At 47.1% G+C, this 24,103-nt stretch carries 25 protein-coding genes and 1 other RNA gene; 15 read left to right on the forward strand and 11 right to left on the reverse strand.

Annotated features, from left to right (window positions below):
- Positions 1-93: 93 nt before the first annotated feature.
- Positions 94-270 (reverse strand): hypothetical protein, encoded by a 177-nt coding sequence (locus tag FW758_RS16810; protein WP_006080150.1) that lies wholly within the window; start codon positions 268-270, stop codon positions 94-96.
- A 483-nt stretch (positions 271-753) separates the two neighbouring features.
- On the opposite strand from FW758_RS16810, the gene FW758_RS16815 reads away from it, so the two are divergent.
- Positions 754-2,550, forward strand: coding sequence for an ABCB family ABC transporter ATP-binding protein/permease (locus FW758_RS16815; RefSeq protein ID WP_446445976.1), 1,797 nt, complete (start codon positions 754-756; stop codon positions 2,548-2,550).
- An 80-nt stretch (positions 2,551-2,630) separates the two neighbouring features.
- Positions 2,631-2,891 carry a hypothetical protein gene (locus FW758_RS16820; protein WP_259563388.1) on the forward strand — a complete coding sequence of 87 codons (261 nt, stop codon included), beginning with the start codon at positions 2,631-2,633 and terminating at the stop codon, positions 2,889-2,891.
- A 157-nt stretch (positions 2,892-3,048) separates the two neighbouring features.
- Here FW758_RS16820 and FW758_RS16825 read toward each other — a convergent pair whose 3' ends face one another.
- The 3 genes from FW758_RS16825 to FW758_RS16835 all read right to left on the reverse strand — a co-directional run bounded on the left by FW758_RS16825 (position 3,049) and on the right by FW758_RS16835 (position 5,529).
- Positions 3,049-3,258, reverse strand: coding sequence for a hypothetical protein (locus tag FW758_RS16825; protein ID WP_006080153.1), 210 nt, complete (start codon positions 3,256-3,258; stop codon positions 3,049-3,051).
- Positions 3,259-3,409: 151 nt separating this feature from the next.
- Entirely contained in the window at positions 3,410-4,900 is a 1,491-nt protein-coding gene (locus FW758_RS16830) for an FMN-binding glutamate synthase family protein (RefSeq protein WP_446445977.1), read from the reverse strand.
- A gap of 11 nt (positions 4,901-4,911) precedes the next feature.
- Complete coding sequence (locus FW758_RS16835; protein WP_446445978.1) at positions 4,912-5,529, reverse strand: histidine phosphatase family protein; 618 nt, start codon at positions 5,527-5,529, stop codon at positions 4,912-4,914.
- Positions 5,530-5,755: 226 nt separating this feature from the next.
- Here FW758_RS16835 and FW758_RS16840 point away from each other — a divergent pair, with 226 nt between their 5' ends.
- The 3 genes from FW758_RS16840 to FW758_RS16850 all read left to right on the forward strand — a co-directional run bounded on the left by FW758_RS16840 (position 5,756) and on the right by FW758_RS16850 (position 7,926).
- Positions 5,756-6,382, forward strand: a complete 627-nt coding sequence (locus tag FW758_RS16840; RefSeq protein WP_446445979.1) for a DUF5610 domain-containing protein — start codon at positions 5,756-5,758, stop codon at positions 6,380-6,382.
- 113 nt (positions 6,383-6,495) lie between these two features.
- Entirely contained in the window at positions 6,496-7,245 is a 750-nt protein-coding gene (locus FW758_RS16845; protein WP_259514235.1) for a ferredoxin--NADP reductase, read from the forward strand.
- An 84-nt stretch (positions 7,246-7,329) separates the two neighbouring features.
- Positions 7,330-7,926, forward strand: a complete 597-nt coding sequence (locus FW758_RS16850) for a glutathione S-transferase N-terminal domain-containing protein (protein ID WP_011845907.1) — start codon at positions 7,330-7,332, stop codon at positions 7,924-7,926.
- A 14-nt stretch (positions 7,927-7,940) separates the two neighbouring features.
- Here the strand turns inward: FW758_RS16850 and FW758_RS16855 are convergent, their stop codons facing one another.
- The gene (locus tag FW758_RS16855; protein WP_446445980.1) at positions 7,941-8,351 is read right to left on the reverse strand and encodes a hypothetical protein; all 411 of its coding nucleotides are present in this window, start codon (positions 8,349-8,351) and stop codon (positions 7,941-7,943) included.
- Between the two features lie 219 nt (positions 8,352-8,570).
- Between FW758_RS16855 and FW758_RS16860 the strand changes: the two genes are divergently transcribed.
- From FW758_RS16860 to FW758_RS16880, 5 genes are all read left to right on the forward strand, one after another.
- Entirely contained in the window at positions 8,571-9,578 is a 1,008-nt protein-coding gene (locus tag FW758_RS16860) for a Fe(3+) ABC transporter substrate-binding protein (protein ID WP_446445981.1), read from the forward strand.
- A gap of 83 nt (positions 9,579-9,661) precedes the next feature.
- Positions 9,662-11,293 carry an ABC transporter permease gene (locus FW758_RS16865; protein ID WP_446445982.1) on the forward strand — a complete coding sequence of 544 codons (1,632 nt, stop codon included), beginning with the start codon at positions 9,662-9,664 and terminating at the stop codon, positions 11,291-11,293.
- The gene (locus tag FW758_RS16870) at positions 11,293-12,342 is read left to right on the forward strand and encodes an ABC transporter ATP-binding protein (protein ID WP_446445983.1); all 1,050 of its coding nucleotides are present in this window, start codon (positions 11,293-11,295) and stop codon (positions 12,340-12,342) included. The genes FW758_RS16865 and FW758_RS16870 overlap by 1 nt, the downstream gene beginning before the upstream one ends.
- A gap of 177 nt (positions 12,343-12,519) precedes the next feature.
- Positions 12,520-14,232 (forward strand): gamma-glutamyltransferase, encoded by a 1,713-nt coding sequence (gene ggt, locus FW758_RS16875; RefSeq protein WP_446445984.1) that lies wholly within the window; start codon positions 12,520-12,522, stop codon positions 14,230-14,232.
- A 246-nt stretch (positions 14,233-14,478) separates the two neighbouring features.
- The gene (locus FW758_RS16880) at positions 14,479-15,414 is read left to right on the forward strand and encodes a Dyp-type peroxidase (RefSeq protein ID WP_446445985.1); all 936 of its coding nucleotides are present in this window, start codon (positions 14,479-14,481) and stop codon (positions 15,412-15,414) included.
- A gap of 72 nt (positions 15,415-15,486) precedes the next feature.
- Here FW758_RS16880 and FW758_RS16885 read toward each other — a convergent pair whose 3' ends face one another.
- Positions 15,487-16,389: a LysR family transcriptional regulator gene (locus FW758_RS16885; protein ID WP_012588568.1), complete on the reverse strand. Its 903-nt coding sequence runs from the start codon at positions 16,387-16,389 to the stop codon at positions 15,487-15,489.
- A gap of 106 nt (positions 16,390-16,495) precedes the next feature.
- Here FW758_RS16885 and FW758_RS16890 point away from each other — a divergent pair, with 106 nt between their 5' ends.
- On the forward strand, positions 16,496-17,128 hold the full coding sequence (locus FW758_RS16890) for an NAD(P)-dependent oxidoreductase (protein ID WP_259214836.1): 633 nt from the start codon (positions 16,496-16,498) through the stop codon (positions 17,126-17,128).
- A gap of 140 nt (positions 17,129-17,268) precedes the next feature.
- On the opposite strand, the gene argR is transcribed toward FW758_RS16890, so the two are convergent.
- A complete protein-coding gene (gene argR / locus FW758_RS16895) occupies positions 17,269-17,739 on the reverse strand; it encodes a transcriptional regulator ArgR (protein ID WP_006080175.1) in 471 nt (156 codons plus the stop codon).
- A 294-nt stretch (positions 17,740-18,033) separates the two neighbouring features.
- On the opposite strand from argR, the gene mdh reads away from it, so the two are divergent.
- A complete protein-coding gene (mdh, locus tag FW758_RS16900) occupies positions 18,034-18,969 on the forward strand; it encodes a malate dehydrogenase (RefSeq protein WP_011845758.1) in 936 nt (311 codons plus the stop codon).
- 104 nt (positions 18,970-19,073) lie between these two features.
- Here mdh and FW758_RS16905 read toward each other — a convergent pair whose 3' ends face one another.
- Complete coding sequence (locus FW758_RS16905) at positions 19,074-19,472, reverse strand: thiol-disulfide oxidoreductase DCC family protein (RefSeq protein ID WP_446445986.1); 399 nt, start codon at positions 19,470-19,472, stop codon at positions 19,074-19,076.
- A gap of 254 nt (positions 19,473-19,726) precedes the next feature.
- Here FW758_RS16905 and folM point away from each other — a divergent pair, with 254 nt between their 5' ends.
- Positions 19,727-20,473 (forward strand): dihydromonapterin reductase, encoded by a 747-nt coding sequence (gene folM, locus FW758_RS16910; RefSeq protein WP_446445987.1) that lies wholly within the window; start codon positions 19,727-19,729, stop codon positions 20,471-20,473.
- Positions 20,474-20,504: 31 nt separating this feature from the next.
- Here the strand turns inward: folM and FW758_RS16915 are convergent, their stop codons facing one another.
- The 3 genes from FW758_RS16915 to FW758_RS16925 form a co-directional block, all read right to left on the reverse strand.
- Entirely contained in the window at positions 20,505-21,212 is a 708-nt protein-coding gene (locus FW758_RS16915) for a 5-formyltetrahydrofolate cyclo-ligase (protein WP_446445988.1), read from the reverse strand.
- Positions 21,213-21,220: 8 nt separating this feature from the next.
- Positions 21,221-21,401, reverse strand: a non-coding RNA gene (gene ssrS / locus FW758_RS16920) — 6S RNA.
- Between the two features lie 117 nt (positions 21,402-21,518).
- The gene (locus FW758_RS16925; RefSeq protein WP_006080182.1) at positions 21,519-21,821 is read right to left on the reverse strand and encodes a cell division protein ZapA; all 303 of its coding nucleotides are present in this window, start codon (positions 21,819-21,821) and stop codon (positions 21,519-21,521) included.
- Positions 21,822-22,056: 235 nt separating this feature from the next.
- On the opposite strand from FW758_RS16925, the gene FW758_RS16930 reads away from it, so the two are divergent.
- A complete protein-coding gene (locus tag FW758_RS16930) occupies positions 22,057-22,632 on the forward strand; it encodes a UPF0149 family protein (protein WP_006080183.1) in 576 nt (191 codons plus the stop codon).
- A 212-nt stretch (positions 22,633-22,844) separates the two neighbouring features.
- Positions 22,845-24,071 carry a 2-octaprenyl-6-methoxyphenyl hydroxylase gene (gene ubiH, locus FW758_RS16935; protein ID WP_446445989.1) on the forward strand — a complete coding sequence of 409 codons (1,227 nt, stop codon included), beginning with the start codon at positions 22,845-22,847 and terminating at the stop codon, positions 24,069-24,071.
- The last annotated feature ends 32 nt before the right edge of the window (positions 24,072-24,103 follow it).

Below are 24,103 nucleotides of genomic sequence, written 5' to 3' on the forward strand. Positions count from 1 at the left end.
GTGCGAACATAAAACGCAACTATACCTGAGTTAGTCGTTAACGATTGCGGGTAAAGTAAAAACAAAGGCGCTATCCCGGCGCCTTTGTTTTATCTATTTATTGCTTATTTCAACAATGTATTCATTTGCTTTGGCTAAGCTACCAAAGGCGGCAATAAGGTTGTCTCTACCTTTATCTTGTATCTCTGGATTGCCTGATTCGATCATCATCCACACCCAAGTTTGGATCAGTGGTAATGGCGGGTATTGAACTTTAGCGGAATCCAACATAAAGCTTCCTTTGATCTTATTTAATTTATTTGTCTTAATGTTCTCGCTAGAGCTTGGGCGTATGAATCGCCAAATCTAGCGCGTAGAGGTTAACAAATTCTATCGATTTGTATAACCGCCTCCATGGCATTTTGGGCAAAACTGCAAAAATAATCAACAGCAGTAAGGTTGAGCTAAGCCTTCCCCCATAGCAAACTTGTCTTCTGTTATACGGCGCAGAGGTCAAGTCAAACGCAAGCTATCGGTATTTATACCAGCACAGAAATCAGTATAAATTCATTTATTATGAATATGCCAGTGTAATACGTAAGTATGATGCTTTAGCTTTTAATAGGATCAGAATAGCAACGGATTGTGTCGTGAATAAGTCTATTTGTCTGTCAGGAAAATCTGATTGATTTTATTCAAGCTTTGCTCGTTTCGTTTAGCTTATGTCTGGTTTGTACTGTTACAATTGGCATAACTCATTCAAGGTTATGTCCTATGCGCCCAACGTTATATTTTGAAGGTCCAGTCGATAAATTAAACTGGCACGTCATGAAGCTGCTTTGGCCTTACTTATTGGAATACAAAGGCCGTATTGCGCTGGCGATGTCATGCCTCATCATCGCTAAGCTGACCAGCGTGGCTTTGCCTTTTATTTTGAAGCATTTGGTCGACACCTTAGATGCCGATAAAACCGCGCAAGCCCTCAGTGTGCCCGTGGGATTGGTGTTGGCCTATGGTGCGATTCGTTTACTGACGGCGATTACGGGGGAGATCCGCGATACCTTGTTTGGTCGGGTGACTGAGCGGGCGATCCGCCGTTTAGGCTTAGCGGTATTCGAGCATTTACACCGACTTGATCTCGATTTTCATCTAGAGCGCAAAACCGGCGGTTTATCCCGTGATATTGAGCGCGGCACCAGTGGCGTGAGTTTCCTCATGCGGTTTATGGTGTTCAACATAGTGCCGACCTTGCTCGAAATTGTCATGGTGATTGGCATTTTCTTCTATAACTACGGGATTGTGTTTGCGGCAATCACCTTTATTGCTGTGTTGGCCTACATCATATTCTCTGTGGTCGCGACCGAATGGCGCACTGAGTATGTACGTGATGCCGCCAAGGCTGACTCTTTATCAAATACGCGGGCGATTGATAGTTTGCTGAACTACGAAACCGTTAAGTATTTCAATAATGAGAAGTATGAGTCGCAGCGCTACGATCAAGCGCTAGAACAGTGGGAAGTCACTAAACGTAAAAACCGCTTATCTTTGTTTGCGCTTAATGGCGGACAAGCTGTGATTATCGCTCTGGCGATGACAGCAATGATGGCGCTGGCGGCATACAGAGTTACCTATGGCGATATGACCTTAGGTGATTTTGTGTTGATTAATGCGTTTATGATGCAGCTCTTTTTACCCCTTAACTTTTTAGGTTTCGTGTATCGCGAAATTCGCGGCGCCTTAGCCAATATTGAACGTATGTTTAGCCTGCTCGATAAACATCCCATGATAGTCGATTCACCCCAAGCACTCGATTTTCAGCCCACCAAGGGCGAGCTGGTATTTGAAAATGTGAATTTCAGCTACGACGAGCGGCAAATTTTGCGGGACGTGAGTTTTAAGGTTGCTGCGGGAAAAAAAGTGGCCGTAGTCGGTGATAGTGGTGCCGGTAAATCGACGCTGATTAAACTGCTATTTAGATTTTACGATGTGGACCAAGGCGCGATTAAAATCGATGGACAAGATATCCGTCATCTTACGCAAGATGCGTTGCGACGGGCCATCGCTATCGTGCCGCAAGATACAGTGCTGTTTAACGATTCATTAGTTGAGAACATACGTTATGGTCGCCCGGGCGCGACGGATGAAGAGGTGCGCAACGCGATTAAACTGGCGCACTTAGAGCAATTTATTGCATCGCTTGCCCTTGGTTGGGATACAAAGGTGGGTGAGCGCGGCTTAAAACTCTCTGGCGGAGAAAAACAGCGGGTCGCGATAGCGAGGGCCATTTTGAAGGGCTCACCCGTGCTGGTGTTTGATGAGGCGACATCTTCACTCGATAGCCGTTCCGAGCAAGCGATTTTATCGGCACTACGGGAAGTCGCTAAAGGGCATACCAGCCTTGTGGTGGCTCACCGATTATCCACTATTGTCGATGCTGACCAAATCGTCGTCTTGAGCCAAGGTGAAATTGTTGAGCAAGGCAATCACCAAACTTTACTGTTGGCAGATGGTCTATATGCCAAATTATGGCGTATACAAAATGAGCAACAACATACTCCTCTGAGCAGTTAATAGCGCAATACAGTTCAGTCTTTATTCAGCTTTGGCTCTCTATACTCAAATGCCAACACATCAATCGGAAGAGATCTGGCATGGAAAATATTGCACTGAGAGTTAACATTGAAGGCAAAGAAGAAAAAGTCGCCACTGATTGGGATGCCATCATGGCGACATTGAAAAAACGTGGTGTTGATTATGATTCGCTGCAACGTATTCATGCTGAATTGAATGCGGGCCTACTGGTGACGACTCGGCGCCTGACTTTGGCTAAGGTCAATCCAGAGATGGTACTTGCGGGTGTGATCCGCGATATGAACGTGCCGACAAGTGATTATATGATGAGCATGCGCTAAAAATCATAGACCATACGCTAGAAAATGCGTTAGAAAGCACGCGTTAGATAAGAATGTGTGAGGATAGAGGTGAGCTTCTATTCTCGATGCTCAAGGAAGAGTGATTTTGCTCTAGAACTACTCTAGATAAATGCGACTCTCGATAAATATTACCGAATTAAGCTACGCCGTTTAGCTTGCCAGCTTTCCAACCTTCGCATAAAAGATTCAATTTAGGCGCTGACTCATCGATCAATGTGAGTCGGATGATCTGTCCTTCACGAAAACACACAAGCTCGCCTTCGATCTCAGTTAGGCGATTACAGCTCTTACAGCTCGTGCTTACAGTTTTACTGGGGGGCAGTTGGCTTACGAAGCTAGATTTCAAAGTGTTTCCTTAAGTTCTATTGTGGGTAAGGTATTTGAATAACGCCTCACCTCACGAATCTTACCTCTTTTGTGATGCGCATTCAAATATACCTGATGTAAAACCCATATAGACAAAAGTTGTACTGGCTAATAACGGTAAGGATTTGCGGCTATTTATCCATGTGCGAATAGAATTTGTCGAGTGAGATGGATAAGCCGCTATCGAGCACAATTCGTACATGTGAAGGCTTGAGCTGTCTTGGCTCTGTCACTCCGCAAGAGTGTGCAATCAGCCCTAAGTCATGATGTAAATTATGATTATAGCTAGCGACACGCGTCGATTTGTCCCTAGGATTTAGCCCTTGTTGTAGTTTTGGATTGTGCGTCGTAATACCCGTTGGGCAGGTATCTTTATTACATTGCAAGGCTTGAATGCAGCCGAGGGCGAACATGTTGCCACGTGCCGATGCGATAAAGTCGGCGCCTAATGCCAAAGCCCAAGCGACTCTGGATGGGACGATAAGTTTGCCCGAGGCGATGACTTTGATACGTTTACGCAAGCCTCGTTGGATCAAGATATTGACTAGGATAGGTAAGCTTTCTTTCAGCGGTAATCCTACATAATCCATTAACGGTTGCGGCGCTGCGCCCGTGCCGCCATCGGCGCTGTCTAAGGTGAAAAAGTCGGGGGCTGAGTCTTCGCCGCGGCGTTCAATTTCATTACATAAATCTTCCAGCCACTGCACATCCCCGAGTACGGCTTTGATGCCGGTAGGTTTACCAGTAACTTCACGTACTCGCTCGACCATATCCAAAATATCATTCACTGACTTAAATTCGATGTGGCCATTGGGGCTGATTGAGTCGTGTCCCTCTGGAATACCGCGAATATGGGCAATTTCTGCGGTCACTTTAATACCGGGTAAAATGCCACCCTTGCCAGGTTTTGCGCCTTGGCTCATTTTAATTTCGAACATTTTGACTTCAGGATGAATCGCTATCGCTTTCAGTTTTTCATCGTCTAAATGTCCTTGTTCATTTCGCACACCGTATTTTGCTGTTCCAATTTGAAAGACGAGATCGCAGCCACCTTTGAGATGATATGGGCTCAAACCGCCTTCACCCGTATTAAGCCAGCAACCCGCTTGCGCTGCGCCATGGGAAAGGGCGGTGATGGCTGGACGAGATAGGGCGCCAAAACTCATGGCTGAAATATGGCAAATGGCTTGAGTCGTATAAGGTTGACGACAGTGAGTGCCAATCGTCAGAGGATGAATAGGAGTGATATCTTCATCTTGGGTTGGGAAGGCGGTATTCATAAACATGATAGTACCAGCTGCATCCAAGGGACGAGTCGAACCAAAGGCTATGGTTCTATCGACATTTTTGGCGGCGCGGTACACCCAGCTGCGTTCAGCACGGTTGAAGGGCAATTCTTCCCTGTCTTGGGCAAAAAAGTATTGTCTGAAAAACTCACCTTGTTTTTCGAACAGATATCGAAAACGACCAATCACGGGATAGTTATGTCTTACCGCTTGTTTGGTCTGCATTTTATCTGCGATATACATGTAAATAACCGCGAGTACTGCGAGTCCTATAACGATTAAAAACAGTCCTGACAACAGATCGAGTCCCCACATAAACCAATTGAGTTCACTCATGTTATTTATCCTTATTCTTGTCCGTAGCGGGTGGAGATCAAGCTTGCGGGTTGGCCATCATTGAGAGAGAGTAAAAACAGCTGACTGTAGTCCTCTTCGCCGATCGCTTGGATCTCAGGTCCACCCAGGGCTTTTATGATCAATGGCACTGTGTTTGAATGACCAGCGATGAGCGTATTACCTTGTACCGCATGTACTTGTTCGACAATCTGCTGAATATGTTCTTCGATAGGCTTTGCTGCTTCGACTATCGTCACTGGCAAATGGCGAGCCTCGGCGATGGGCGTGAGTGTTTGCTGGGTTCGCAGGTATTGAGTCGCGATGAGTTGCGACAACGGCGTGCGGCTCAAGGCGGTGATCAGTGACGTTGCGCGCATTTCCCCCTTGGGCGATAACTGCGGGTCATTGGCTGGCGTGTCGGCTTTTTCGGCATGCCTGACTAAAATAATCAGCCTGTCTTCCGCATGGGCTTGGCTAATCGGCGAGAGGCCGAGACAAGTTAAGATAATAAGACCAGTGAGCAAACTAAGGCGTTTAATATTGATGCCCATATAGTGCTCAGTACAGCGCTTAAGTATTTGTGTAAACGCGTGAAAGCGGAAATGACTCAAACTGCGGCCTGCTGCCATGGTGTAACATCCTTTTCTATTAGCTTTTGTCTAAGCTCGACGATAGCAATGAGCTGCATGCGGGTGGATTGGCACTTTATGCAATTTATACAGAATAAACCCACTCAATTTATACGGGCCTTATCATGGCCTTGTGGTCACGATGGTACTTCAATTCTAAAAATTACTAAAGCAGGTTAAATTTTGGTCGATAATAAAGTCGACCCGAATTGAATGGATAGTCATCATGGAAATTAATAAATCTCCTCAAGTGCAAAGTACCCCTTTGCCGCAGAAAAAATATGCTGAAAATACGGCGCCTAAGGGTACCGAAGTGAGTGATTCGAAGGACGCGAAAACCACAGAATTGACCTCGAAACAAACCGCGCAGCAAACGAGTAAGCAGCTGATGAATCAAGCGATTCTATCGGCACAGCAAGATGTGAATATCAAGTCAGGCGATCAGTCTATGACCTTGCTTTATCGCGCTGCGATAGAGTCGATTAATAAAGAGTTAGCGCCTACTATGGGCGAGAACGCGATTCAAACTGCTTACGATAATGGCGTAGATACATCACAAGAAGCGACTGCAGATCGTATCGTGAGTTTTGCGACGCAATTTTTTAGCATTCACCAGCAACAAAATTCGGGTATGAGTCTAAGCGATCAACTCGATAGCTTTATGGGAATCATTGGTGGTGCAATTGATAACGGCTTTAAAGAAGCGAAAGATATTCTGTCTGGTCTTAAAGTGTTGCAGGGTGATATTGCCGATGGTGTCGATAAAACCTACGGTTTAGTGCAAGAGGGATTACAGGCCTTTAGAGATAGCTTTAACAAGAAGACAGATGAGACACAATCGAGTGCCAGTTAACGCTCTGTTGTTTTCGGTTCTATCGTCATAAGCCCCTTATCATAAGGGGTTTTTGTTATGCGGAAAAAAGTCTATGCTGGAAGTCTATTTAACGTTTCGCTTGAGGGCAAGTTATGTGGACTAGGGGACAAGTTATAGAACGTATTGATTGGAGCGATAAGTTATTTTCATTGCGCATCGCCGCCGAGTTAGCCCCATTTATTCCTGGTCAGTTTATCAAGTTAAGTCAAATGCAAGATGATAAGCGTGTGGCCAGAGCTTACTCCTTAGTAAATTCCCCCGATAAACCCTATGCCGAAGTGCTCGCCGTTGCGGTAGAGGACGGTCTGTTATCGCCGCAATTACACAACCTTGTCATAGGCGATGAAATTGAAATCACCTCAACCGCGACCGGTTTTATGACCTTAGCGGAAATTCCTAAGGGTGAACTTCAAGGCAAGCACTTATGGTTTTTGGCCACAGGTACAGCGGTAGGGCCATTTTTGTCTATGCTCGACACCCATGAACCTTGGGAGCGTTTTGAAAAAGTGGTGCTTGTTTATGGCGTACGCGAGGCGCAGGATTTGGCGTACCTTGATAAGCTGCGTGAGTTAGAACGCAAATACCCAGCACAGTTTATATTAGTTTTGAGTGTGACCCGTGAACCCTTGGCCGATGCGTTGCAGTGTCGTATTCCCGAGGGCATAGTCTCGGGGGAAATCGAACAAAAGGCAGGATTAACCTTAAGTGCTGCTGATTCCCAAGTCATGATTTGCGGCAATCCCGGTATGATAAATGGCGCCCAAAGTGCCTTACTCGATAAGGGATTGGTGAAGAATTTACGTCGTGCTCCGGGACAAATTACCGTAGAGAAATATTGGTGATCGCATTTTATATGGGCGGTGAGAGTAAACAGTTCTCACCCCTTAATAGCCATAGCGTTTAATGCAAATAAAAGGAAATTTTTGATGAAGTTGTTAAGTTCTCAAGCTTCACCCTATGCCCGTTGTGTTAGAGCCTTAATCCAGTATTTAGGGATTAACAATATTGAAGAGCTGCTAGTCAATCCCTTTGAAAACAGTGCCGAATTACTCGATGCGAACCCGTTAGGACAGATCCCTTGTCTTATCACCAACGATGGCGTGGCACTATTCGATAGCGAAGTGATTATGCGTTACCTAGATGCTGAGCTTGGCGATCGTAAGATGTTTGGCATCTCAAGTAATAACTGGGTGTTGGAGTGTCAGTATTCCTTGATAAAAGGCTTAATCGATAGTGCGGTAAAATTGCGCCAAGAGCAGATGCGTGAAGATGAAGGTGTGAGATCGGCTTTTTGGACGGCCCGTTTTGAACAAGCATTGTTGCGTGGACTTATGCAGGTTGAACTGCAAACCGTGATCACCCAAACCACGATTCAGGCACCGCAATTAGCCTTGATTTGCTTGCTTGATTATGTGGACTTTAGACATCCAGAGTTAGATTGGCGCAAGGTTGCCCCAGCGACGGCACTTTGGTTTAGTGAGATGCGTGATCTACCCGCATTTATTCAAACTCGCCCCCAGTAATTGGATGAAGATGCTCAGCCGTCGGTTGCGCGTCTTCCCTTTGGTCTATCACGGCGGTTTTGTTCTCCAAAAGCGCCGAATAAATCCCGCGTGACCCCGTATTCAACTCTGCGATCATTCCCTATTTGGCGTCTATCTTCATGGTGTTGATAGCGGCATTGGCAGTGGGTCATAGTGCATTCTTCCATCGGGATTTCCGGCGCATCCTTCGATAGAAAACGTTTTCCAGAGAATGTTTCAACTTGCTTACAGCAACTGCCGTCATTCACTATGCTTACACTGTGAAAATGATGATGCAGCTTAGTCCCGTCAGTGTATGGAATAACAGCTTTAGCATAGTGTTTATGCCGTTTGTGGCCAGTGTTGAGTTTAAATAAGCCAAATAGCGTCACTGCGACTACGCCTAGCAGCAAAACAGTTAACATAACGCCTCCTAAAAGCATTTTAAGCAAATTAAGGTTCAGTTTAGTTTGATTTGAGATAATCACCAGTTTTGATTTTAAACTCATTAAAAACAAAAAGTTAAATAGACTATTGCCCTCCACTTATCTATCTATTACTCTTGCGCAACTGATAAGCATTATCATTAATGCAGCCATGTTCACACTCGCTGAACACGTCATCACTTTGGGGAGAAATCGGTAATGAAATTGGTAACTTGCGCAGCAGTAGTTGGGTTAATGTCGGTTGGGCATTCGGCGAATGCTGATGATAAATTAACCGTTTATTCTTATCGCCAAGCCTTCTTGGTGGAGCCTATCCTGACGCGTTTCACCGAAGAAACCGGCATAGGTGTGAATTTGGTCTTTGCAAAAGACGGCATTGCCGAGCGTCTCGCCCGTGAAGGTCGTTTATCCCCTGCAGATCTGGTGCTGACCTCTGATTTCTCACGTCTGGTTGAATTAGTCGATAAAGATCTGACTTCACCAGTTAAAAATACCCAACTCGAAAGCAATATTCCTGCCCAGTATCGCGATCCTGACGGCGAGTGGTATGCCCTGACTATGCGAGTGCGAAATCTCTACACGGCGAAAGACCGTTTAGGGCCGCAGCAAATTACCTATGAAGAACTCGCCGATCCTAAATACAAAGGCAAAATCTGTACCCGCAGCGGTAAGCATCCTTACAACATAGCGTTAGTGGCATCTATGATTGCCCACCACGGTGAAGCTGAGGCCAAAACTTGGTTGGCAGGCGTGAAGAGTAACTTAGCGCGCAAGCCACAGGGTAATGACAGAGCCCAAGTGAAAGCGGTAAAAGAAGGCTTATGTGATATCGCCATCGGCAACAGCTATTATTACGGCAACATGATGCAAGACCCAGAGCAAAAAAGCTGGGCTGAAGCGGTGACGATTAACTTCCCGAACCAAGCCGATCGCGGTGCCCATGTGAACGTGTCTGGTATGGTATTAACCCGTCATGCACCGAATAAAGCCAATGCGATCAAATTGATGGAATTCTTATCCGCCGATGTGGCTCAAAAGGCCTATGCCGATGTGAATATGGAATATCCAGTGAAAGCAGATGTGACACCTTCAACCTTAGTGGCTTCATGGGGCGAGTTTAAGTCGGATCAATTGCCTATTTTCAAACTGGCCGAATATCACCAAGCGGCGGTTAAGTTATTAGATGAAGTGCAGTTTGATCTCTAGCATTTTGCTTTAAGTGCGAGTGAAAAATTGCAGATTAGGTTATCAGCGCCATTGATTGGCGCTGTGACTTTTTAAGGATTGACATGATTTTAGGATTAGCCAGAAGCTGGTCGCTTGCTGGTTATGCGGTCGCCACCATACTGGTGTTGCCACTGGTTGCGCTGATATTGCAGGCTTTGCAGCCTGATGAAGCCGTGTTTGGCCACTTGATGGCAACGGTTCTGCCAACTTATATCATCAACAGTTTATTGCTGATCTTTTGGGTGAGTTTGGGCGCGTTATTACTCGCGTTACCTTGTGCTTGGTTGATGGCTCGCTGTGAATTTGTCGGTAGGCGTTATTTGCAATGGGCGCTATTACTGCCCCTCGCTATGCCGGGATATATTGTTGCCTACGTTTATACCGATTTGCTCGATTATGCGGGGCCAGTGCAGCGCAGCTTGAGATCAATATTTGGCTGGAGCTCATCGCAGGATTATTTCTTCCCCGATATTCGCACCTTAGGCGGCGCGGCGTGCATGTTGTCGCTGGTATTATTTCCCTATATTTATCTCTTGGCGCGTACCGCCTTTATGGAGCAATCCTTAAGTTTGGCCCATGCTTCGCGCATTATGGGCTGTTCACCCTGGCAGAGTTTTTGGCGGCTTTCTTTGCCTATGGCAAGGCCTGCACTCGCGATTGGCGTGGCCTTGGTGGCGATGGAAACCGCCGCCGATTTTGCGACGGTTAACTATTTTGCCGTGCCAACCTTAACCACGGCCGTGTATGACACTTGGTTGGGTTATGGCAATCTGACCGCCGCCGCTAAGTTGTCGGCGATTATTTTGCTGGTGGTGTTTAGCCTGATTGGATTTGAGCGTTTTGCCCGCCGTAAACAGCAGTTATTCCAAAAACAATCGCGCATCCAAGCCAGTGATTTGTATCGACTCTCGGCAGTGCAAACCGCAGTTGCACTGAGCTTTTGTGCCACTCTGCTGCTATTAGCCTTTTTGCTGCCCTTTGGGATTATATTATCCTATGCCATTGGTTATTTTGAACAAAGCTGGGATGAGAGCTTTTGGCAGTTAAGCCTTAACAGTCTCAGCCTTGGGCTGATCACTAGCTTAATTTGTTGCTTAATCGCTTTGCTGCTCATGTTTGTACGCCGGATAAGCCCAAGACCCAGTGATGCCTTGCCCTCACGTTTAGCCTCGACGGGTTATGCCTTGCCCGGCACTGTGCTCGCTATCGGCGTATTAGTGCCGCTCACTATGCTCGATTTTGCGATTAACGATCTGGCGGATCTACTTGGTTTAGACGGCCCAGGACTTATTTTGACGGGCAGCGTAGTGGCGTTGATTTTTGCCTTTTGCGTACGTTTTGTGGCAATTGCTATCGGCAGCGTTGAAAGCAGCTATAAACGCATTTCGCCATCGCTGGACATGGTGAGCCTGACTATGGGCCAAGGTCCACGGCAGTTACTGCAAAGAGTGCATTTACCTCTACTTGGTAAGGGATTGTTTGCGGGCGCGTTATTGGTGTTTATCGAAAGCATGAAGGAATTGCCCGCGGCATTATTACTGCGACCTATCGGTTTTGAAAACCTTGCAACCTATGTTTTCCAGTTTGTGTCCGATGAAAAACTCGAGCACGGCGCCTTAGCCGCGATTGTCATTGTACTGGTGGGCTTAGTGCCGCTGATTTATTTAAACCGTTCATTGGAGCTACACAGCTGATGACAAACACGCTCAAACTTATGCAAGTTCATAGCGATTATCTGGGCCAGCAAGTACTCAAAGGCTTGAGCTTGGCTCTCGACCAAGGGGAAATCCTTGCGCTATTAGGCCCCAGCGGTTGTGGCAAGACGACCTTATTGCGAGCGGTTGCGGGCTTACAGGCGATTAGCCAAGGTGAAATTCAGATCAATGGCCGCGTTGTGAGTGGCGACAGCCAGTTTGTGCCTAGCGAACAGCGCGGTATCGGCATGATTTTTCAAGACTATGCGCTTTTCCCCCATTTAACTGTGGCTGAGAATATCCTTTTTGGCGTGGCTAAATTGTCGGCCGCCGAGCGTCAGGCACGGTTGGATGACATGCTAACCTTAGTCAAACTGGAAGGCTTAGCTCAGCGTTATCCCCATGAGTTATCTGGCGGTCAGCAGCAGCGCGTCTCGATTGCGCGGGCACTTGCCTATGAGCCGCAGTTATTACTGCTCGATGAGCCTTTTTCTAATATCGATGCCCAAGTGCGCTACGAGATGATGGCGGAAATTCGCAGCATTTTAAAACAGCGTAATGTTAGCGCGGTGTTTGTCACCCACAGTAAGGATGAAGCCTTTGTATTTGCTGATACTTTGGCGATTTTTAATCAAGGCATTATAGTGCAGTATGGCAGCGCTGAAGCCTTGTATGCCGCGCCAAACAGCCGTTATGTGGCGGACTTTTTAGGTAGCGGTAATTACTTACCCGCCGCAGTGCTCGATGGACACAGAGTTGCCACTCCTATCGGTCATTTAACCAGCCTTACGCCATTAGGGTTGCCGAGCGAGTTCAGCGGTACGGTATTCTTGCGCCCGCAGCAATTGACGCTCAGCGCCGATGAGCAAGGTGTGGGCACGATCACAGAGCGGCGTTTCTTAGGCGCTTTTTGTCATTACTGGGTCAAAATTGAAGCCGCTTCTCACGCTTATTATGTCGAAGTGCGAAGCCAAATGATGCAGCTCACTATCGGCCAAAAAGTCGGGGTCACGACAGAGCTGCACTCGCTGGTACTATTTGAATCTTAGACATATTGATATTGTGCAGAGCAAATCTAAGCGGTCAGGTATTAATGCCACGGCGATAAGCTATCACCAACGAAAGTACGACATTTTTGCTTACGTTTAACTTAGGCCTATGCGGTATTGGTTGGTGATATTTTAGACCATCCTTGTTACCTTAATTTCTCCAGAGTGGGAGGAATTATGATAAAAACAATAAAATCAATTTGTACCTTAGTGACAGTAGCGACGGCAATATCGTCTTCAGGAGTGATGGCCATGGATAGGATCACGGGTAAAGCCTTTGCGACGCGCTCAGAAGTGTATGCCACCCATGGAATGGCGGCGACCAGTCAACCACTCGCCACGCAAGTCGCTATTGATATACTCAAGCAGGGCGGCAGCGCGGTCGATGCGGCGATTGCCGCCAATGCCATGCTAGGGTTAGTCGAACCAACGGGTTCGGGTGTTGGTGGTGACTTATTTGCCATCGTCTGGAGCGCGAAAGATCAACGCCTCTATGGCCTTAACGCTTCGGGTCGCAGTCCAAAATCCTTAAGTTTAGAAAAGCTTAAATCCCTCGGCTTAGACTATTTGCCACCGCTTGGGCCCTTGCCTGTTTCAGTGCCCGGCGCTGTGGATGGTTGGTATGAGCTGCATAATAAGTTCGGCAAATTAGCTATGACCGATAATCTCGCGCCCGCAATCCACTATGCCCGTGATGGTTTTCCTGTGTCCGAATTGATTGCTTATTATCTTGAGGGTAGCGGTAAAAAACTCGCAAAATTCCCCGGTTTTAAAGAAACTTATATGCCTAATGGCAAGATGCCAGCGGTGGGCGAAATCTTTAAAAACCCAGCGCTTGCTAATACCTATGAGAAAATTGCCAAGGGTGGCCGCGATGCTTTCTATAAAGGCGATATCGCCAAAAGTATCGATAAGTACATGAAATCCCAAGGTGGTTATTTAAGTTATGATGACTTAGCCAGCCATACTAGCGACTGGATAGAGCCGGTTTCGGTGAACTACCGTGGTTACGATGTATGGGAACTGCCGCCCAATGGACAAGGGATTGCGGCGCTGCAAATCCTAAAAACCATGGAACCCTTTAATGTGGCTGCTATGGGCTTTAATAGCCCCGAATATGTGCATTTATTTGTCGAAGCCAAAAAACTCGCCTTTGCCGACAGAGCTAAGTTTTATGCCGACATGGCCTTTAATAAAGTGCCAGTTAACGAGTTGATTTCGCAGCAATACAATTATGATCGCGCTAAGTTAATCGATCCCAATAAAGCGGCCAAGAGTGTCGATGCGGGTAATCCAGCGTTGCAACATGGCGATACTGTGTACCTGACCACCGCCGACAAAGACGGCAACATGGTGTCACTCATTCAAAGTAATTACCGTGGTATGGGTTCAGGGATGACGCCGCCGGATCTCGGTTTTGTGCTGCAAGATCGTGGGCAAATGTTTGATTTAACTGAGGGGCGTTTTAATACCTACGCACCGGGCAAGCGTCCTTTCCATACTATCATTCCCGCTTTTGTGACCAAAGACGGTAAACCTTGGCTCAGCTTTGGGGTGATGGGCGGCGCGACTCAACCACAGATGCACGCGCAGATTGTAATGAACCTGATTGATTTTAAAATGAACTTGCAAGAAGCGGGCGATGCCCCCAGAATTTTGCATATGGGTTCAACTGAGCCCACCGGCGAAGTGATGAATGACGGCGGCTACGTCAGTCTGGAATCGGGCTTCCCTGTGGAAACGCGCCGTGAGCTTATCAAGAAAGGTCATGTGCTGCGTGACGGCCTTGGCGATTTTGGCGGCTATCAAGCTATTGGATTTAATGCTGAAACGGGCGTGTATCGTGCGGCTTCTGAGAGCCGTAAAGATGGTCATGCCGCCGGTTATTAACTTCAGCGTCACACTAAGGTAAGCTTGAGGCAGAGTAAGCTTTGCTTCATTTATTCGATTAAACTGATTGACGAGACTTTTACAGTCTCGTCAATTTTTACATTTAGGGATCTTGGGCGCGATAAAGCTGCGTAATGAGCATTATCATGATAAACCAGAACAAACTGTGCGTTAGTTAATGTCATTTTCAGGTAAAGTTGCGGATAATATTGCCGAAAATGAATTTAGAAAAAGGGTGATAACCAAATGGATATACAAAATATGCCGCGTGAACAGTTGGGTGTGTGTGCAGAGGGGAACTTACACAGTGTCTATTTGATGTTTAATGCCAATGACAATGTCGAGTCGCAATTACGTCCCTGTCTTGCCAACGTTGCGCAGTATATTTATGAGCTGACAGATCAATACTCTGACAGTGCATTCAATGGTTTTGTGGGGATTGGCGCTAATTATTGGGATAGCCTCTACCCCAATGCTCGCCCTGAAATGCTCAAGCCTTTCCCTGCGATGCAAGTCGGCAGCCGCGAAGCGCCGGCAATTGAATATGATTTGTTCGTGCATATCCGCTGCGACCGTTACGATATTCTGCATTTAGTCGCTAATGAAATCAGCCAAATGTTTGAAGACTTAGTGGAATTAGTCGATGAAGAACGGGGCTTTAGATTTATGGATAGCCGCGATTTAACCGGCTTTGTCGATGGCACCGAAAACCCTAAGGGGCGTCACCGTCAAGAAGTCGCTCTGGTTTGCGATGAAGATCCTGAGTTTAGGGGCGGCAGCTATATTCATGTGCAAAAGTATGCCCATAACCTGAGTAAATGGCATAGATTACCGGTTAAAAAACAAGAAGATATTATCGGTCGCACTAAGCAAGATAATATCGAGTATGAGTCAGAAGATAAGCCACTGACCAGCCATATCAAGCGAGTGAATCTTAAAGATGAGAACGGTCAGTCGATGGAGATCCTGCGCCAGAGCATGCCTTATGGTTCACTAAAAGAGCAGGGATTGATGTTTATCTCTAACTGCCGCACGCCTGAGCATTTTGAAAAGATGCTGCATAGTATGATGTTTGGTGATGGCGAAGGTAACCATGATCATTTGATGCATTTTACCAAGGCGATGACAGGCTCATCTTTCTTTGCCCCCGCATTGGATTTTATGCTGCAATTCGACGAATAAGCTTTCGATATCTGAGCAGATTCAGCATCAATTAACACGCACTTACGCTAACGCCTAAGTGCGTTTTTTATGCTAATGCGCTGGGAGCCATTTTTTGATATCGAGTTGCCATTGCTGGGCAGTGAAATCGATAAAGGCGCGCACCAGATTTTGCTGATAACTGCGGGACAAGTACACAGCCCATAAGGTTTGGCCTGGCGTCGTAAAGTCGGGTAACACTTCTTTGAGCTGGCCACTGGCAAGGTATTGATTGGCTAAGTCGCAGGGCAAACGCACTATGCCATGTCCCCGCAGCGCCGCACTCACCAATACGCCCATATCGTTGGCTTTAAGATTGCCGGTGACTTTTACATGCTCGGCTTGCAGCTCTTTCAGGAAAGGCCAATTTTGTTGCGCCGAGTGTATCAGGCAGTTGTGAGCCAGTAGATCGATGGGCTCGACAAGTGGTGTGTTGCTATCAAGGTAGCTCGGCGCAGCGCAGATCACGGCATCTATGGTCATTAAACGGCGGGCAATCAAATTATCATCGGGCTGCTCGGTATAGCGCAGTGCCACATCGACTCGCTCATCCACCAATTGGGCAAAACTGTCTGACATCACCAGCTGAATGCTGACCTTAGGGTGAATTTTAATAAAGCGGTCGACGACATCAAACAGGCTGTGCTGTCCAAGGCCAATCGGTGTGGCGATGCGAATACTGCCCACCAGTTCACTGTTATGGCTGTGGGCGCGGCTTTCCATGGCGGCGACTTCACTTAAGATCCGCTGGCAAAATTGCAGCGCTTCTTCGCCTTGCAAAGTCAGGCTGACGCTGCGGGTGGTACGGTGTAGTAAGCGTAAACTCAACCACTGCTCTACTTCTTGAATATGGCGGGACACCTGCAGGCGGCTGAGGTCTAAATGCTCGGCAGCTTTGGTAAAGCTGCCACAGTTTGCCACTTCGACGAAACTGCGTATTGCGGCAATTTTATCCACATTAGTACCTCAAACTGAAACAATCATGCTCATTTATTGATGTTTATCACGGGAAATACTGCAAGTAAACTGGCTTCAATGTAAATCATCAGAGAGAGTTAACGAAATGAAAATCGCAATTTTAGGTGCAACAGGTTGGATTGGTGGTGCAATTTTAAAAGAAGCATTGAGCCGTGGGCACCAAGTAACAGCGCTAGTGCGTGATCCGAGCAAGTTATCCGCTACTGATGTGGCTGTGCATGCTGTGGATTTAGAGCAGCCATTAGTTGCGCAAACCTTTGCTGGCGTAGATGTTGTCATTGCCTCTGTTGGTGGGCGCGCACAACAAAATCATGGCCTAGTGGCGAGTACGGTTCAGCATTTACTGGATGTGCTGCCTAACGCTAAGGTGCCACGTTTATTGTGGGTTGGTGGCGCAGGGAGCTTAGAAGTGGCACCCGGTGTGACTCTGGTTTCTAGCCCAGATTTCCCCGCAGCATATAAAGATGAGGCGTTAGCTCAGGGTGAAGCTTTGCAGGTATTTCGTGCGGCGCAAACTGCAATCAATTGGACCTTTGTGAGCCCAGCCGCTGAGATTTATCCTGGTGAGAGTGAAGGCCCATATCGTCTTGGTGGCGACAGCTTCTTTACCGATGCTAATGGTCGCAGCCGCATTTCTGTTACAGATTACGCTAAAGCCATGTTAGATGAGGCTGAACAGGGCACTCACGCAAATCAGCGCATCAGTGTGGCTTACTGACCTTGGCGTATAAACATCGGTGCACGCGAGATTGGCTTAAATGTGTAACGTAATCGGGACAATGGCCAAATAATCAGCGCAAGATTGGACAGAAATGCGTACAGATGAAATAGAACAGGTCAGCAAGCTGACCTGTTTTTTTATTCTGCGTAATTGAATAAAGATTTGATGGTTTCTAAGGTATCGGCGATATCTTGGATGCTCGATGGACAAATAAAGATAGTGTCATCACCGGCAATTGTGCCCAAAATGCCTTCTGGTTTACCGATAGAATCCAATAAACGGGCAATCAGCTGCGCAGCACCTGGGCTAGTTCGCACGACGATCATCGCTTGGTTATGATCGACGTCGAGTACCAAATTCTTCAGCGGGCTACCCGCGGTGGGTACGCCTAATTCGGCCGGTAAGCAATACACCATCTCTTGCTTAGCGTTGCGAGTCCGCACTGCGCCGAACTTGCTGAGCATGCGTGATACTTTTGATTGGTTAATATTACCAAAGCCTTCAGCTTGCAAGGCGGTGACGATTTCACTTTGAGAGCCAAAGCGCTCTTCTTTTAAAATCGACTTAAAAATTCTAACAAGGTCATCCTGATTCTTGGTCGTTTGCATAATATTATTATTCGTTATTCAAAAAAACAGGCCCATTTTGAATATTTTTAGAAAAATTGTCAACAAATAACCAGATTGGTTGAATAAAAATTCACTAACTCCCTGTGGTTAAGCGTTTGCTGGGGGCGTAAAAATACCAATTTGAGTAATTGTTCTACATTGCTTCTAAGTTATTCCGGAATTCTTTTGTCCCACGACTAAGGGATAATTGAAATTGTTGTGACATTCCAGTAATGTGACGCCAACGTAAATTAGATCCATGTCACACATATCCGAGAAATAACGGAGATAACTATGAAAGTTGCTGTACTTGGTGCTGCTGGTGGTATCGGCCAGGCTCTTGCCCTACTGTTAAAAACTCAACTGCCTGCGGGTTCACATTTGTCTCTATATGATATCGCACCGGTTACTCCGGGTGTTGCGGTTGACTTGAGCCACATCCCTACTGCTGTTGAAATCAAAGGTTTTGCTGGTGAAGATCCAACGCCTGCCCTCGTGGGTGCTGACGTTGTTCTAATTTCTGCTGGTGTTGCGCGTAAGCCTGGTATGGATCGTTCAGATCTGTTCAATATCAATGCCGGTATCGTTCGCAACCTGATCGAAAAAGTAGCGGCAACTTGCCCTACGGCTTTGGTTGGCATTATCACTAACCCAGTCAACACTACTGTCGCTATCGCTGCAGAAGTGATGAAGAAAGCGGGTGTTTACGATAAGAACCGTCTGTTCGGTATCACGACATTAGACGTGATCCGTTCTGAAACCTTCATCGCCGAATTAAAAGGCCTGAACGTTGCTGACGTTAAAGTCAATGTGATCGGCGGCCACAGCGGCGTGACCATTCTGCCATTACTGTCTCAAGTTGAAGGCGTGACTTTCACTGACGAAGAAGTGGCAAGTCTGACAACTCGCATCCAAAACGCGGGTACAGAAGTGGTTGAAGCTAAAGCCGGTGGCGGTAGCGCGACTCTGTCTATGGGTCAAGCGGCTTGCCGTTTCGGTCTGTCTTTGGTTCGTGGTCTGCAAGGCGAAGCTAACATCGTTGAATGCGCCTATGTTGACGGCGGCAGCGAGCACGCAGAGTTCTTCGCACAACCTGTGCTGTTAGGCAAAAACGGTATTGAAAAAGTACTGCCTTACGGTGAAGTGAGTGCATTCGAAGCTAACGCTCGTGATTCTATGTTAGATACGCTGAAAGGCGATATCAAACTAGGCGTTGATTTCGTTAAATAATCTTTCGGATAACCTTTTTAGATTATGACGAATTAAAAAACGGAGCCATTGAGCTCCGTTTTTTTATGCCTCAGTTTTACACTTGCTCAATTTAACTTAATCGATCAGCGGCGCCTGGTGGGAATTTGGCAGTTATCGTCGCAGCGGGCTTTACCCGTCAGTAAATAGGAGATGCGATATCTGTGTTTTGCGAATCTGAGATAGCACCAATCGGCCACAGTTTTAATCACGGGCAGGCGTAACAGTTGGATCCAAGTACGAGTACCTGTCAGTGCCCACGCTTTACAAGTGACATCTAACCCGAGTAACACTTCGCCTGTTGCGGTTTCGCCATGGAGAATCGTATTGGCGTAGTCTCTATCGATATGGCGGAAACGCTCGCTAAAATCGGGTGCATTTAAATCTTCAAGCGCAATCAAGTTTTTCGGATCGCGCGCTTTCAGTTGACGCATCTCGGCGCTACATAATGGACAATTTCCATCGTAAAAAATCCGCAGTTCCATCGGGTTCACCTCTGATGACTTGACCACAATACTTGATCAAAGCTCTTGGCTTACGCACTTAAGCTTGGTTTTCTTTTACCCTAATACGCAGAATAAAGGGTTGTAGATCGCAGCTGATTTAAATCTAATGTGTGTCTCATTTGGCTTTTTATTAGGTTAAATTCAAACGAGTACAGTAACATCTTGGTTATTCATCAGCTTACCTTTAAGTGAACAAGGTAAAACCTGAGCAATGACGAATCAAAAGGATAGGTATGACATCTCCCCTCATAATCACAGGCGTGGGTAAACGCATAGGTTACGCCTTAGCCAAACATTTTCTAGCCCAAGGTCAGCAGGTGATTGGTACTTATCGCAGCCATTACGATAGCATCGATGAGCTGAACGCTTTAGGTGCGACTCTGTATCCCTGCGATTTTTATGACGATGCCCAAGTGCAAGCCTTAATCGATGAGTTAACTCAACTGCCTCAAATTCGCGCCATTATTCACAATGCTTCGGACTGGCTGCCGGAGCCTGTTCTTACAAATAATGAGCCTTTAAAGAGTATCACTTTTGCACCGAGCCAAGTGCTGCAGCGGATGATGCAAGTGCATGTGAGCGTGCCCTATCAGTTGAACTTGGCCTTAGAGGCGCAGCTACGTGCCGCTGCTGGCGATGAAATCGGCGGCAGTGATGTGATTCATATTACCGATTACGTGGCAGAGAAGGGCAGTCAGAAGCACATAGCCTATGCCGCCAGTAAAGCCGCGCTGCACAATATGACGCTATCCTTTGCCGCCAAATTCGCGCCCGAGGTTAAAGTCAATTCGATTGCACCAGCGATGATCCTATTTAATACGGGTGATGACGCCGCCTATCAGCAAAAAACCTTAGCCAAAGCGCTGTTGCCGAAAGAGGCGGGGAATGCGGAGATTATCGAACTCGTGGACTACCTGCTTAATAGCCGCTACGTCACAGGTCGTTGTCATAATGTCGATGGCGGCCGCCAGTTAAAATAGTCATTTGATTTTTCGAGCAACAGCTAATGGCTTAAAACGTCAGTACGCGACTTGGGGTGATGATGAATGGCAAAGGCACATCCCAATGCTCGCAGGGTAAACTCACAACTTGCTGGCAGTCGTGGGCGTAACCCATAGGCAAAGGTTTACCTTTGAGCTGCCAGTTTGCCAGCGTCCTATCGTAATAACCGCCGCCCATGCCCATGCGATTCCCCATTAAATCAAACGCCACTAAGGGCGTGATAACCACATCTAGCTCAGTTACTGGGATAATGGCGCGCACATCTAACTTAGGTTCTAAGATGCCGAATTGATTCGCCTGCATCGGCGTGTCAGCACTGTAATGCAGGAATAACAGTTGCCCAGCATTGAAGGGATGCAACCTTGGCAGATAGGTGTGAATGCCCAATTGCCACAGCGCAGCGATCAGCGGCGGCGTGGCGAGTTCGCCATCGTGGGTGAGATACAGCGCCACATGTTGCGCATTTTGGACCTGCAATGCATCGAGCATTCGTTGGCTGGCGCTTAAGCTTGCTTGGGTTTGCTCGGTTTCTGAAAGGGATTTGCGGGCGGTACGAATGCTTTTGCGTAACTGATTGCGGCTTTCTTGCGTATGAATGGCGATATTTGCCGCATGGCTTGCGACATCAGTCATTTCACCAACAGTAGCAACCTCTACGGCAAGGTGCGCCGTGTCGCTTTGGGTATTCAAATGAGAAAGTTTGGAGGATGTAGACATAAATTAAGATGCTCCCCAGAATGCCGCTACCGGTGTAGCCCTTGAACCGTAGGTTCAAGGCGGGTAAATGATTACCTCCTAAGGCTTCTCGGTACAAGCCGAGCATGCACAATGTCAGTAAAGCATTCACCCTGAGATAAAAATTATCGGCACAGGGACATTACCAGTTGGCATGCATCCCAGGGAGCAAAACGGTATTGAATCGCTAAAACATTGGTTTATATAGATAAGCCAGTTTAGCCATTCACTGTGCGTCAGTCGGTTTAACTCAAATGGTGTTAAATCACCAAGGCGCACAGTTTAAATCTATTTAGTTGAACGCTCAACTAAGGCATTTTCGAGGGTCGACTGCAGCAAGCTGATCCTGTCGTCCATCTGTTGCATGTAATGCTTATTTTTTTGCTTTTCTTGGAACAACTCGTGTCCAATATTCAGCGCCGCCATAATGGCAATTTCTTCGCGGCTTAGGCTATTGGTTCGGGTTTTTAACGCTGTGAGTTGTTGTTCAACTCCCAATGCTACCGTACGTAAGGCATCCTCTTGACCTTTCGGGCAAGCGATAGAGTAGGTGCGCCCAAGTAGGGTAATTTCAACAGCACTGTTACTCATGTCGCGGGTGATCCTTTCGTTAGCCTCTTAGGGCGGACTATATAGGGCTGATATTAAAAGTGCAAGGTAAGCCGCAAATGGATTGGTCTTTGGCGGTTTTGTTTGCTGTTTGTGTGAACAGTTGGATAATTTTTTATCAGGGTGTGGCCGATTTCGCCATTATTGGGATTCAGTATTGGTTCAAGTCTTTATCTCTGCTAGCATTGCTGCTGGAAAAATCTTATTGGGATCTGACATGGCAACCCCTCCTTCGTTACGTATCGACAGCTTAAAACTCGCCTTAGATGCGGCTGAAATCGGCCAACATCCGGTAGAAGTTCACGGTGCTTTAGTCGGTTTAATTTGCGGTGGTGTAGCGCAAACTGGCGACACTTGGATCAAGCCTTTATTTGACTTGATGAACGATGGTCAACCTTTGCCAGCGCAGTTGCACCAATTAGTGTGTGATTTGTTTAATGATTCTGTCGCGCGTTTAGTGGATTTTGAATTTGGTTTCATGCCGCTGTTGCCCGAAGAAGAAGAGCCGCTCAGCCAACGTGTTGAAGCCTTGTCCCTTTGGACCCAAAGCTTTTTGACTGGCATGGCAATTATTCAGCCGAAACTGAATCAAGCCTCGGCAGAAGTGCGTGAAGTGATCAAAGACTTGGCGGAAATTGCTCAAGTGGAATTTGATGTCGCCGACGATGAAGAATCTGAAGCTGCTTACACTGAACTACTCGAGTTTGTGCGCATTGCCGCCATTATGTGTTACTCGGAGTTTGGCCCTGAAATCCCGCTTGGCGAGACCGACGATACCGCGGTGGTGCATTAATTTACCGCAGTTGTTTAATACTTAGGTTTAGTGATTAAGTTTAATGCTTAATGTTCAATAAGTTAACGCAGTAGTGGCTTCATTTGATATCAAAGGCGGGCAAACCTACCTTTGAATCCATAGCACTGGTGTTTTTGAGTGCATAGCACTGATGTTTACATCTTTTATGTTTACATGCCTCAGTGCCATGCCAAAGCTTGAATGAGATCCCCATGACGGCCACAAATCACATGGATACTTCAGTTCAACACGTCGACATCGCGATTGTAGGCGGTGCGATGGCGGGGGCGACTCTCGCGTTGGCTCTCGCGCGTCTTTCTTTATCCGCAGCTAGGCCGCTTTCTATCGCCTTAATCGAGGCGCACCTTCCCGATAAACAACACCCCGGATTCGATGCTCGCTCCATCGCTATCGCCCATGGTTCTATTTTCGAATTATCCCGTTTAGGCCTCTGGCCAAAGCTCGCCCATTTGGGCACTGCGATTGAAAATATCCATGTATCGGATCGCGGCCACTTTGGTATGACAGAACTCAATGCCGCGCAGTTTCATTTAGAGGCCTTAGGCCAAGTGGTTGAGCTTGAGCGTGTCGGCCAAGTGTTGTTTAACGAGTTGAACAAGAGCGAGGTAAAACTCTATTGCCCCGCCAAGCTTGCCCAAGTGGAACCCGCCGTCGAAGGCCACACCTTAGTGCTCGACACGGGCGAGCGCCTTAAAGCAAAACTCGTGGTTGCCGCCGATGGTCTGCAATCCAAAGTGCGCAGCAGTTTTGCTTTGCCCGTGACCCAAGTGGCCTTCGAGCAAACTGCGATTATTGCCAATATTCAAACCGACAAGCCGCATCAACATTTGGCCTATGAGCGTTTTACCCAAACAGGTCCCTTAGCGTTGTTGCCTATGGCTGATAGCCAAGGTCAACCTCGCTTATCACTTGTGTGGGCGCTCGATGATGCGCGGGCTAAACAGATGCAAACCGCGCCGAAAACGGAATTTTTAGCGGCGCTGCAGCAGGCCTTTGGTTATCGTGCGGGCACGTTTATCGATGTCAGCGCGCGCCATGCGTATCCGCTTAATTTGTCGTATATGCCAAGGCCAATCCATCACAGATGTGTGTTTATCGGCAATGCGGCGCAGACGCTGCATCCTATTGCGGGGCAAGGATTTAACTTAGGCCTGCGTGATGTAGTGAGCTTACTTGAGGTGCTAAATACGGCGCTAGCGCAGGGTGATGATATTGGCTCCGCCGCCGTGACCCATGCTTATCTCAATGCCCGCGAGCACGACAGAAACAGCACTATCCGTAATATCGAATTTTTAGTCCGTGGCTTTTCAAACCAATACTGGCCGATGGCGCTGGGTCGTAACTTAGGCTTGCGCTTGTTATCTTGGTTTCCGCCACTTAAAACCCCTGTTGCTCATAAGGCAATGGGCTGGAAATAATCCGCTTTTCATTACTGGTATCGCAACGCGAA

It is taken from the genome of Shewanella sp. 1180_01 (genome assembly GCF_052850535.1).